The 13,008-nt window shown below is 39.1% G+C and carries 7 protein-coding genes; 5 read left to right on the top strand and 2 right to left on the bottom strand.

The window, feature by feature from the left end; translation table 11 throughout:
- Positions 1 to 140: 140 nt before the first annotated feature.
- Both rpsO and B3P16_RS15255 read right to left on the bottom strand, forming a co-directional pair.
- Positions 141 to 419: a 30S ribosomal protein S15 gene (gene rpsO / locus B3P16_RS15260; protein ID WP_046674145.1), complete on the bottom strand. Its 279-nt coding sequence runs from the start codon at positions 417 to 419 to the stop codon at positions 141 to 143.
- 104 nt (positions 420 to 523) lie between these two features.
- Complete coding sequence (locus B3P16_RS15255) at positions 524 to 1,735, bottom strand: acyltransferase family protein (protein ID WP_286843460.1); 1,212 nt, start codon at positions 1,733 to 1,735, stop codon at positions 524 to 526.
- A 227-nt stretch (positions 1,736 to 1,962) separates the two neighbouring features.
- Between B3P16_RS15255 and B3P16_RS15250 the strand changes: the two genes are divergently transcribed.
- The 5 genes from B3P16_RS15250 to B3P16_RS15230 all read left to right on the top strand — a co-directional run bounded on the left by B3P16_RS15250 (position 1,963) and on the right by B3P16_RS15230 (position 13,006).
- The gene (locus B3P16_RS15250; protein WP_286752304.1) at positions 1,963 to 3,129 is read left to right on the top strand and encodes an ROK family protein; all 1,167 of its coding nucleotides are present in this window, start codon (positions 1,963 to 1,965) and stop codon (positions 3,127 to 3,129) included.
- 49 nt (positions 3,130 to 3,178) lie between these two features.
- On the top strand, positions 3,179 to 6,403 hold the full coding sequence (locus tag B3P16_RS15245; RefSeq protein WP_286752303.1) for a SusC/RagA family TonB-linked outer membrane protein: 3,225 nt from the start codon (positions 3,179 to 3,181) through the stop codon (positions 6,401 to 6,403).
- A 19-nt stretch (positions 6,404 to 6,422) separates the two neighbouring features.
- Positions 6,423 to 8,003, top strand: a complete 1,581-nt coding sequence (locus B3P16_RS15240) for a SusD/RagB family nutrient-binding outer membrane lipoprotein (protein WP_156167642.1) — start codon at positions 6,423 to 6,425, stop codon at positions 8,001 to 8,003.
- 534 nt (positions 8,004 to 8,537) lie between these two features.
- Positions 8,538 to 9,662, top strand: a complete 1,125-nt coding sequence (locus B3P16_RS15235) for an ROK family protein (RefSeq protein WP_286752302.1) — start codon at positions 8,538 to 8,540, stop codon at positions 9,660 to 9,662.
- 23 nt (positions 9,663 to 9,685) lie between these two features.
- On the top strand, positions 9,686 to 13,006 hold the full coding sequence (locus B3P16_RS15230) for a SusC/RagA family TonB-linked outer membrane protein (RefSeq protein ID WP_286778519.1): 3,321 nt from the start codon (positions 9,686 to 9,688) through the stop codon (positions 13,004 to 13,006).
- The last annotated feature ends 2 nt before the right edge of the window (positions 13,007 to 13,008 follow it).

Genomic DNA, 13,008 nt, shown 5'->3' with positions numbered 1-13,008 from the left:
CGAACCTGGCAAGAACATGGTTTTAACTTGTTTCCATTACTTCCTACACCATGGTTTTCGATCAAGAAAGTCGAGCGTTTTATAAAACAAAAAAGCCACCCAAAATTTGGATGGCTTTCTTAACACCTTTGTATTAAAGCTTATTTGATGATATCACGTAAACCTAGACCTTTAATGATCGCACGGTAACGGTTGATATCTTTTTTGTAAAGATAAGCTAATAATGAACGACGTTTACCTACTAACATTTGTAGGGCACGTTGTGTACCGAAATCTTTTCTGTTTTTTTTCAAGTGCTCAGTTAAGTGAGCAATTCTCTTAGTGAATAAAGCAACTTGACCTTCAGTAGATCCTGTGTTTGTAGCTGATCCAGCAAATTCTGCGAAGATATCAGCTTTGTACTCTTTACTTAAATACATTTCCTGAATAATATTAAAGCGTTAAAAATTTTATTAATTGGCTGCAAAGATAACAAAAATCTTTGAGTGCCAAAATAATTTAACAAGCAAACATCGCGCTGATGCTACACCTTTACATAAATTTTCTTTTTATCCAGCCAATAGCAGATTACCCACATCAACGCCAGGAAACATAGCGAATACACAAAAGAACCAACTTCCGGTATTCCAGGAACTTTTGCGCAAACGTATTTATAAAACCAGGCAAAAGCGTCGAGGTATTTTTGTGTACCATCCTCTTTTACACCATCAGGAATACGGAATAATCCCAAAAAGCGCGGTAGAATACCACTCAAGACAAAGATGAATAAAGGATTTTTACCAAAAACATCAAAAAACTGTGTCAATTTATTTTTTACACCCTGCACTTCAATAAACCAGATCATACCCCCCAGTGTGATGGTTGCCAAACCTGTGGTATAAAGTACGTAGGAACTTGTCCATATTTTTTTGTTGATCGGAAAACCCAAAGCCCATATCCAAGCCAGGACGACTAAAATAAATCCGGTCACAAACATGCCCGCCAGCAATTTAAAATGAGGCTCATTAGAGGGCGGTACTTTAGACCACAACCAATCCACCTGACCTTGTTTTTTTATAAATACACCAACTAAATACCCAAAGACGACCTGAACAATCGTCGGTAATGTGCTCATCAGTCCTTCGGGATCGAAGGGTACCCCCTCCCCTTTGTAAACATGCGGTAAACCTAAAATGGCAATATCATATTGTGTACCGAACCAACCTTCTAAGCTATAGGGATCTGCTCCTCCGGCTATTGCACAAATTGCCCAATATAACAACAGAATAATCGTCGAGATCCAGATTATCGTTTTTTCCTTAAAATAATAGGCGAGAATTGACGCAAAGCAGTAGGCTACGGCAATGCGCTGCAGTACTCCGAAAATCCGAATTCCACGGCTCGGGTCCGCTCCGTCTACCCATTGCTTCAACACAAGGGCTGCGCCATCCCATTTCACGAAAGGCCACCAGTTTATAAAAAGTCCGATCGCAAAAATTAAGACCGTCCGTTTAATTACTTTTTGCCAAAATATCGCCGGACCAGCTTCCTGTAATCGTGGGATAACAAAAGACATGGCATTACCCACTGCGAAAAGAAAAAAAGGAAAAACCAGGTCTGTAGGCGAGCAACCATGCCATTCTGCATGTTTTAGCGGCGCAAACATATGAGCCCATGTCCCCGGATTATTCACCATAATCATCAGTGCCACAGTAGCCCCACGAAAGACATCCAAGGAGTAATAGCGTTGTTTCATAATCAGATTGTATAATTAAAAGGTAAATATAAGCTATTTGATATTCATTTTTATGCATAATCTATGATTTAATGGCACAAACAGGAATACAAATTGTTACACAAAAACAAAAAAAACAAAGCATAGCCGCAACTTTTTAAATTTTTTTAAAAAGTATTTTGATCTTACATGCGATTTAACATATCTTTAACAAAAGTTTAATCAACTTTTAGAAACCACACGAACTAATGGAAAAAGAAATATTGAAAAACCTTTATTTTGATTCTGCGCTTTCTATTGCAGAGTTGGTCAAAAAACTCGCTAAGAGTACACCTTCCATTACAAAAATAATCAATCGTTTACTTGAAGAAAAAATAATTGTTGAATGTGGTTTTGCAGAATCTACCGGCGGAAGACGTCCTTTGCAGTTCGCAATTAATCCAGCACTGAATTTTTATATCTTGACGATTTCAACCGATCAGCATTTTTCCACATTTACATTAACAGATCTTAATCAACAGACGATTATCGAACACCGTGATGTTCCCCTAGAATTGAAGTCCAGCAACTCTGCTGATTTACTATTGGACGAAATTGAATCGATTTTGGAACTATCGGGAATCCAAAGGGACAAAATAATTGGTATTGGTCTAAGTATACCAGGATTTGTCAATTCTGAATTGGGTGTCAATGAATCTTATCCCCATAATCATCCTTTATACCGTATCAAAAGTAGCATAGAAGCAAAATACCAAATATCAACTGTGATAGAGAATGACTCCAGATGTATTGCTATCGCAGAAAAAGAGTTTGGATCAGCAAAAGATATTGATCATTCACTCATCATCAATTTAAATTGGGGTGTCGGATTGGGCATTATTATCAATGGCTCTGTTTTTAAAGGCGAATCAGGTTTTGCTGGAGAATTTAGTCATATCCCACTTTCGGATGACAACACGTTATGTTCTTGCGGAAAAAGGGGATGCCTGGAGGTAGAAGCCTCCTTAGACGCAGCCATTCGAAGTACGGAAACTGATATCCAAAACAACGAATATTCGATTTATAGCACCTTTGTAAAAAGTAAACTCAACAAAATAGACGCCTTAATTGAAGCTTCGAATGTGGGCGATCAAATCGCTATCAATAATTTAGGAAAAATAGGTTATATGCTAGGTAAAGGCATATCAACACTTATCCATATTCTGAATCCAAAACAGATCATCGTTAGCGGAAGAGGTGCAGAACTGGGACGAATTTTGAATCCACAAATACAAATTGCCATCAATGAATTTTGCATTCCTGAAATTGCAAAAACAACGAATGTTCAAATGTCATCTTTAAACAAACATGCACAAATCAAAGGTACTGCAGCGATTGTAGTCGAAAATCACATTAATAAAATTTTAACAAAATAATAACCACACTAATCATTTACTTATTGTAATTCATACTAATCATTAAAAAATGAGTCTATTTTACAAAAAAGCAGCGGGTATAGCATTGTGTACGCTATTTAGCGCCACTTCGCTTTACGCACAACAAACCATTACTGGTACAGTAACTGACGCCAAAGGTCCAGTTTCAGGAGCGACAGTTTCTGTTAAGGGCACTGCCAAAGGAACCCAAACAAATGCAAGCGGAGCTTTTACCATTCAAGCATCCCCAGGAGAAGTATTACGTATTTCTATTGTGGGTTACCAAACCCAAGAAGTTACGGTTACTTCCGCTAAATCGATTAAAGTATCCTTAAATCAGGACGCTTCGGCTTTAGATGAAGTTGTTGTCACAGCGATGGGCATCAAGCGCGAATCTAAGGCGCTAGGATATGCAGTTAGCAATATCAAAGCAGAGGAAATCACTAAAGCGGGTAACACCAACTTTGGATCAGCACTATACGGTAAAGCCCCAGGTGTGAAAATCACCACTGCTCCGGGTGGTTCTGCCAGTGCGGTTAACGTTCAAATCCGTGGTATCAATTCATTAAACTATCAACGTCAGCCCCTCTATGTTGTTGATGGTATCATCATCCGTAACGATCAACAAGGTGGTGCGACTGGTGCAAACAATAATAATTATTGGGACGATCAACGTATTAGGGGTAATGGTATGCTGGACATCAACCCCGCTGATATCGACAATATTTCCATCTTAAAAGGTGCTGCAGCCAGTGCACTATACGGCTCGGACGCTGCAAGTGGGGTAATTGTTATTACAACAAAGAAAGGCACAAAAGGAAGAGGTCTAGGAATTGACTTCAACTATAATGGATCAATCGAAAGAGCAGCCTTTTTACCGAAGTTCCAAAATATTTATGGACCCGGTTACGACGCAGCGACAAACATCGCTAACGGCGCGTCTGCCGAAGGTTGGTTTACAGATGCTAATTCTCCTTCGGGAAGAAGGCCATACTATAGATCCTACGGAAGTTTTGGTCCAAAATTCACTGGCGAAGATGTTATGTGGTGGGACGGACAGGTACGTCAATACAAAGCACGTGAAAATAACTACTACGACGTATTTGACAAAGGCTACAATTCCAATATTAACGTTGGTATCTCAAACCAAACAGAGAAAATTAACTACCGTTTGAGTGCGACCAGAATGGACTATAAAAGTACGAGCCCTGGTAGTAAACAAAACAGAAATACCTTCAACCTTAATAGCACGCTAAAACTTAGCGACAAATTGTCGACCGATATCGTCGCTAACTTTATCAATACCAATACCCACAACAGAACCTATCTGTTGGGTCAGGTACTTGGAAGTTTCGACGGGTTTTTCAGCAGAACAGAAGATATGTCTGCCATGAAAAATGCGTATCAAACCACTGACGGCTACAAATATTCCAAATTTGGAACAGGACGTCCTGAAGACTTCAAATACACGATGAGGGCTTCCAACCTCTTAGATTATTTTTGGAATCAATACAAAAACAGTTATGATGAGACCGAAAATAGGATTTTAACAAGTGCCACATTAAACTGGGATGTTGTAAATCACTTGAAACTCCGCGGAAGAATCGGTAATGACTTAACTTCTGCAACGAGCATCAACAAGCAATACAACGAATATGCAACGGCTTACAATTCAACTACCAGCAGTTCTGGAGGCTTCGCAACTTCAAAAGGAGTCTATTCGATCCTGTATGGTGATGTAATGGCAACCTATAGCAACAAAATCAATGCAGATTTCGACTATTCAGCGAGCGTGGGTTTCCAATCGAGATCAGAGCGTTATGATGATCAATCGTCAAGTACAGCAGGTGGTCTTGTCACAGAAAACTGGTTTAGCTTAAGCAACAGTTACGCGCAGGCAACAACTTCAAATAGCAGAAAGGAAATGCTAAAATATGCCTACTTTGGTTCCTTAAATATTGGCTATAAAGGATTCGCTTACTTAGACGGTACTTATCGTTCTGAATATTCTTCTACACTACCTTCATCGAACAATAATTATCGCTATGGTTCGGTTAGTGGTAGCTTTATTTTCAGCGATGCTTTCGATATAAAGTCTGATAAGTTCTCCTACGGTAAACTTCGCGCTTCCTACGGTATTGTTGGTAATGATGCAGCAATCTACGAAGCAAATATCGCTTACAACCAGAATCCATTATTGACGATCAATGGCGCTGTTCCATCATTGACCTACAGAAACAATTATGGAAATCTCAATCTACGTCCTGAGCGTAAATATGAGGTTGAGGTCGGTATGGAATTGAAGTTTCTAAAAAATAGATTAGGATTGGATGTTAGTTACTACAACAACTATATCGACGACCAGATCTTAGGACTTACAACACCAGCCTCTACAGGGGCTACTTCCCAAATTTTGAATATAGGAAAAATTGCCAATAACGGTTTGGAGCTTTCTATCAACGGTACCCCAATTCAAAATGAAAACTTTACCTGGAATTCTAGACTAAACTATTCATTTAATAAGTCGACAGTTAAAACCCTAGCACCGGGCGTTGAAGAATTGGTATTCTACTCTGCCGATGAAAACTCTTTGAAGATTACGGCAAAAGAAGGTGAGAAATTAGGAAATATTTACGTTTATGACATTGCCAAAGATCAAAACGGCAATAATTTGATCTCTGACGATGGACTCTATGTGATCGACAAAACCAAGTACAAATATGCTGGCAACATTATGCCAAAAGCGATAGGCGGTTGGACCAATACATTTACCTATAAAAACTTTATGTTAGACTTTACTGCTGATTATCGTTTTGGAGGTAAAATGGTATCCGAAAACCTCAAATACGGCATGAGTGCTGGTCTATATGAAAACACCTTACCATATCGCGAAAATGGAGTGACTTTGCAAGGTGTTAACGCCAATACAGGAAAAGCAAACGATGTACATTTGAGTGCTGCAGAATATTACATGAACACATTCGGATGGGGTGCAGATTCTTGGACTGAAAAAGGTGCCGTTTACGACAACAACTTTATCAAATTAAGAGAATTGTCTATTGGTTACCGTATTCCAGACAGTTTCACCAAAAGACTTAAAATTAACAACTTAAAGGTTTCTTTATTGGGCAGAAATCTATTCTACTTCTACCGTACATTGAAAAATCTTGACCCTGAAGCTCCAGTAGGTAACAAATGGTGGGCACAAGGTGTAGACGTTGGTTCATCTGCTGCTACCCGAAGTTTCGGTTTTTCATTGAATGCTAATTTTTAATTTTTTACCCACGAGAATCATGAAAAAAACTTTTCTTTCTATATTAACTTTGGTTTCGGCCCTATCGACGATGGTCGGCTGTAAATCACAACTTGACGACAAGTTTCAAAACCCAGATGCATCGACAAAAGCAAATATTCCGGCGTTCTTTGCCGAAATGCTAAATAATGATCGTGTAAGACCAGCTTATTACCACTACCGTACATTTATTCTGTCCAATCAGGCAGTATATACGCAGACAGCGTCTTTTTATCCGTCAAATACCATGTATCAGCCGAACGATAGCTACTCTTATGCATATTGGACGGATTTTTATGCTCCTGGTGTACTGGGTATCACAAGAAGCATGGAAAAAGCATACGCTGAACTTCCTGAAGCGGAGAAAGCAAGTAAAGAGATCTTTATCCAAACGGGCAAAATTGTATTGTTTGACGAAGCATCTAAACTTGTTGACAACTTTGGAGATATCCCTTTCAGTGAAGCCGGTAGTCTACCAACAACAAGTACGATTATTAAGCCAAAGTTTGATGCGCAAAAAGAATTATACAATCAGTTCATCAGCGAATTGAAAAATATCAACACGTATTTATCAACAGCAACGACCAATCCCGATTTTTCAAAATACGATATCTTGAATAGCGGGAATGTTGCGAAATGGCGTAAGTATGCCAATTCACTTCGCCTGCGTCTATTGATGCGCATTTCTTTTGTTGATGAGGCAAAAGCAAGAACTGAAGTACTTGAAATGCTGAATAACCCAACACAATATCCATTGGCAGATGGTGGCGCAACGGCAAACTATAACCCCAGAAATGAAGACATCTTATTGCAGCCGCTAACCAACTATACCGGAACATTGAGACAGGCTTTGATTGAAGGTCCTAACCAATTCGCAACAGATCATATGTTGAACAAAGTGATGTTACCAGCGAATGATCCACGTATTCCGGTACTTTATGATAAATTCGGAAAAACAGTAGACGGTAAGTTTGTTCAGAACAAAGAGTATAGAGCAATGCCAATTTCCTTTACTTCAGCGGATATGGAGAAGAATTATCAAGACTACGCTGTGTTGGATTCGGCAACTATCTTCGACAACAATGCTTTGCCGGGAATTGTCATTACCGCTTCTGAAACCAATTTCAATAAAGCTGAAGCGTTATTAAGATGGGGAGCAAGTAATGCAGCCAAAGATGCTTACGATGTCGCTGTTAAACAATCCGTTTCTTTCTATTATTATTTAAATAATTTAAATACTTCAGGACTGAAAACAGAGAAAAAACCTACCGATGACGTCATCAATGACTTTGTAGACAAATCGACTATCAGCTTTTCAACAACTCAAGCAAAGAACCTAGAATTAATATGGACTCAAAAATGGTTACATTATGGTTTTTTACAGGCACAACAAGCTTGGGCTGAATTGAGACGTACAGGATATCCAATATTGACATATCCTGTGGCTGGATTGGCTAATTACGCAAATCCTCCTAAACGTTTATTATATCCTACCCAAGAGATTTCAAATAATAGTTCTAATTACGATGCTGTTAAAGCAAATGATACAAGAACAACTAAAATCTTCTGGGACGTCAAATAGATGATCACACATTAAACGAATGAAATCTCGCGAGCAATTGTCCTGAGATTTTGAAAGAGCCTGGTAATACCAGGCTCTTTTTGTTTTGCTATATCATAAATAATCGAAGATAGAGTCGGTTATAATATTACAATCTCCCCTAAAAAAACGGATAATTTCGAGATACCATTCGGAGCTTCTCCCCAAAAAACCTTTTAATATTATAGCAATTTCGTTACAATACTGACCCAACCTTTCTTTAATCGATAAAAAAAAGAGCCTTCTTTTGAGCAAAAACACATTATCATCAAATTCTTTTTAAAAATTTTAAAAAGAATTTTGAACTTAACACAAAGTGTGTTTATCTTTAACATACAATGCTTATGAGAATCTAAACATATTGATGATCTATAAGCAAGTTACTATGAAAAACCAAGGCGCGATGAAATGATTTTTATCAGCCATTATGAAACTTAGAGAAAACCAATAGTTATACTAATACAATTGAACTAAATTATGGGCGGCGAAATTTTGAGAATTTTGTATTACAGGCCGATGCAACCGATTGCAGACATTGCAAACTCTTTATCGAAAAGCATCCCCTCTGTCACCAAGCAGATCAATGATCTTTTGACACGAAATGTTGTTGTCGAAAAAGGTTATGCAGCATCCACAGGTGGAAGAAAAGCTATACAATACATGCTTAATGAAAATTTACAGCAAAGTATTATTAGCGTGTCTATTGATCAATTCTATACATCCATATCTTCCTCAAATCTCAAGGCTGAAACAATTTCGTCGCAAAATAATATTCCAATCGACCTTAGAGATAAGAAGGCAACGGAGTCCATTCTGGAAGCATTGAACAATTTCATCATTTCCAACCAGATCAACATTACACAAGTAATCGGTATTGGAATTAGTATGCCTGGTTTTGTTGATTCGGAAACAGGTCTCAATGAATCGTACAATGAAGATTCGCCCTTATATAACATTCGAAAACTATTTGAGCAAAAATTTAAGGTTCCGGCCATCATTGACAATGACTCACGTTGTATCGCCCTAGCGGAACGGAAATTTGGTGAAGCAAAAGATTCATCCCACTCGCTCGTGATCAATCTAAACTGGGGTGTAGGCTTAGGAATACTCATCAATGATGATATCTTCAAGGGAACATCAGGTTATGCCGGCGAATTCAGCCATATTCCACTTTCCGATACATTAACCTTATGCTCATGTGGCAAACGCGGCTGTCTTGAAGTCGAAGCTTCCATTAGTGCAGCCATTCGAAATACCGAGCGGGATATAAAGAATGGAGAATATTCCATTTATGATAAACTAGCCCATGAACACATCAATAAAATCGACGCATTAATTGAAGCTGTCCAAATCGGAGATCAGGTAGCAATCAACAACATTGGGAAAGTTGGCTATTTACTTGGCAAGGGAATTTCGACGTTAATACATATCCTCAATCCGGATAAAATAATCATCAGTGGCCGGGGAGCCGAAATCGGGGACATTTTGGCGCCTCATATTCAAGTGGCCATTAATGAATATAGCATTCCGAAGATTTCAAGGAAGACAACATTGGCAATTTCCACACTGCATAAAAGGGCGCAACAAAAGGGGACAACTGCCTTAGTCATCGAAAAATATATTACTAACATAATTAACTAACGTTTTACACAAACACCTAAAACATGAGTCTATTTTACAAAAAAACTGCAGGATTGGCGCTATGTACACTTTTCAGTGCTACATCGCTCTACGCGCAGCAAAGCATTTCTGGAATAGTTTCAGATGCTAATGGACCAATTTCTGGCGCCACTGTCTCCGTAAAAGGAACCAGCAGAGGCACCCAAACTGGCGGCAATGGATCTTTCACAATCCAAGCTTCAACAGGTGAAACTTTGCGCATCTCCATGGTGGGCTACAAATCCCAAGAAGTTGTGGTTGGTTCCAACAAAACAATCAACGTAAGCTTAACCAGCGACCAATCCAACCTGGAAGAAGTTGTTGTTACTGCCATGGGTATCAAAAAAGCCCCGAGAGAGCTTGGTTATGCCATGAGTACGATTGATTCCAAAGAACTAACAAAAACCGGTTCACCAAACTTTGCGGGGGCATTATATGGTAAAGCACCGGGCGTACGCATCACAACTGCTCCAGGGGGAGCGACCTCAGGCGTAAATATCAATATTCGTGGTATTAACTCTATCACAGGAGGTTCACAACCATTAGTCATTATTGATGGGGTACCTATGCGCCAAAATAAATTTGATAACTCCAATTATTGGGGCGACCAACGTGCTCGTGGTAATGGCCTTGAGGATTTAAACCCTGAGGATATCGAAACAGTATCCATTTTAAAAGGCGCTTCAGCTGCTGCATTATATGGATCTGAAGCAATGAATGGTGTTGTCCTTATCACAACAAAATCAAATAAGGGGGGTACAGGCTTTTCAATTGATTTTAATGCAAACTATACGCATGATCAAATTGCATACCTACCCAAATTCCAAAATGTACGGGGGCCAGGCTATAGCTTAGCTTATGCAAATGGAGGACAGGCTGAAGATAAATTTTTCTATTATGGTGCTGATAGGGCTGTTGATGGAGTTACAAGAGGTGTTTTACCCGCAACGGTAAACTTCGGGCCTAAATTTGATGGACTACCAACGGTAACATGGGACGGTAAGGTGCGGCCTTATGAAGCTCAGAATGCTTATGGAAAGTTTTTCAACAATCCCAACAATACATCCCTTAATCTCGCGTTAGGCCACGCAACAGAAACGTCAAATGTTCGTTTCTCCCTTACGCGTCAAGATAATCAGATGACGTCGTTCGATTCGTATAACAAAAAGAACATTGTCAATTTTAACTCAACATTTAAATTGTGGAATAAACTGACAACCGATGTTGTCGTTAATTATATCAATCAGCATACGCATAACAGACCATTTATGACGGATCGCTTGATTAACAATTTTACGGGGATGATTTCCACATTTGATAACCCAGACTGGTATGCAGATCGCTATCAAACAAGCCTAGGTTACAAATATGTAACTGGAACGAATCAAAGTCTTACCCCAGGTGAAAATCTAATACACAACGGATATAAAGTCGATGTATTAGATTATTATTGGAATACTCGAGCTAAAACAAGTGATGAATATTCAAACCGTTTAATTGGTTCATTTACGAATACTTATCAAATAACAGACGATTTATCTGTTCGCGCTAGATTCTCTGCTGACGTTACATCAGCACGATTTGAAGATCGCAGCCCTAATCGCTTCCCATTACTTTACGGTTTTGACACCGAATCAGGATTTACGACAAAGAATCAAAATCAAAACATTTATTACACCGACCTTCTTGCCTCCTATAAAAAACAAATTAATAAGGACATTAAGTTAGGAGCTGCAGTAGGCTATACTGCGACAAAAAATCAGGATTTTTCGGTTAGTGGCTGGACTAACGGTGGATTATCTCAACGCAATTGGTATGATCTATCAGCCTCCGTTAATGATTCCAGAAGCTCACAAGCTAGGGTTTGGTCATTAAGAGATGCAACTTTTGGAACTTTAAATTTTAGTTTTAAAGACTATTGGTATGTAGAAGGGACATTACGTCGTGAGCTTATTTCACAGATGCACCCAGATAACAATGTTTTGTATTATCCATCGGTCAACTCAAGTTTAATCTTATCTGATGCGTTTAAACTCCCGGAAATCTTCGATTATGCGAAATTAAGAGGCTCATGGGGAATTGTGGGAAATTATCCTAATATTTTCCAAAGCGCCTTGAGCTTCTCTCAAAAAACACTGGGCGATCAAGGAACAGGATCTGTGATTTATACACAGGTTCCAACCTCCGGCTTCGGAAATGAGCGCATTAAACCTGAGACCAAGCATGAGATCGAATTTGGTTTAGAAACTAGATTGTTAAAAGGCCGATTAGGATTTGACATTACTTATTACAATGGCCAGATCAAAGATCAGATCCTAGATTTCTCTTTACCAATGACGACAGGTGCTAGCTCTATTGTTGCAAACGTAGGTACATTACGTAACAAAGGATGGGAATTTGTTGTTAACGGTACACCAGTTCAAAGTGAAAACTTCAAGTGGAATACAACCGTTAACCTTGCGTTCAACAGAAACAAGGTCGAGCAATTAGCAGGCGGTGCGACCGAATTAGAGCACCGATTTATTGATGGTGATGCAGCTAAGATTATTTCGAGAGTTGGAGAACCATTGGGTGATATCTACGCTCGGCCGGTAAAAACAGATGATCAAGGACGAATGATTGTTGACGCAAATGGTTTATATCAATTGGACAACACAACGTACAAAAAAGTTGGTAATGCCATGCCTAAAGCAATTGGTGGGTTCATCAACTCCTTTAGTTACAAAAATTTCACTTTGGACGCTCTAATTGACTTCCGCTGGGGAGGACATATTATGCCTACCGGTATCAACTGGATGAAAAGTAGAGGTTTGCTAGAAGAAACCTTAGAGGGTATGGACGCCGAACATGGTGGATTGAGTTACTACTTGTCTGGAGGAAAAGGAATTGCTACTACTGGTTCCACTGGACCTAATGGAGAAACGGTTTATCATGATGGTATGTTATTGGACGGGGTTTTATTAGATGGTACTAAAAACGCGAATATCATCTCCCAAGCGACCTACTTCAATTCAACCTATAACTGGGGTGGCCCACAATATGGCGGAAACTCTCGTTATGAACTTTATGTAGAGAAAAACAACTATATCAAGATGCGTGAACTTTCGCTCGCTTATAGACTTCCGAAAGATTTCGCTCGCAAGTTAAAAGCGAAAAACATCAGTTTATCGGCCTTTGGAAGAAACTTGTTCTTCATCTACAGAACCGCCAAACACCTCGATCCTGAACAAATGACAGGTGGTTCACACTGGTCACAACAAATTACCAATGCTGGTTCAGGTCCAGCAACAAGAACTTATGGTTTAATGTTACGCGCAAGTTTCTAAAA

Source organism: Sphingobacterium sp. UBA7631 (assembly GCF_002483935.1).
In the GTDB taxonomy this organism is placed as follows: Bacteria; Bacteroidota; Bacteroidia; order Sphingobacteriales; family Sphingobacteriaceae; genus Sphingobacterium; species Sphingobacterium multivorum.
The sequence above is the reverse complement of the archived record's forward strand: the minus strand, read 5'-3'. Positions and strand labels throughout refer to the sequence as shown.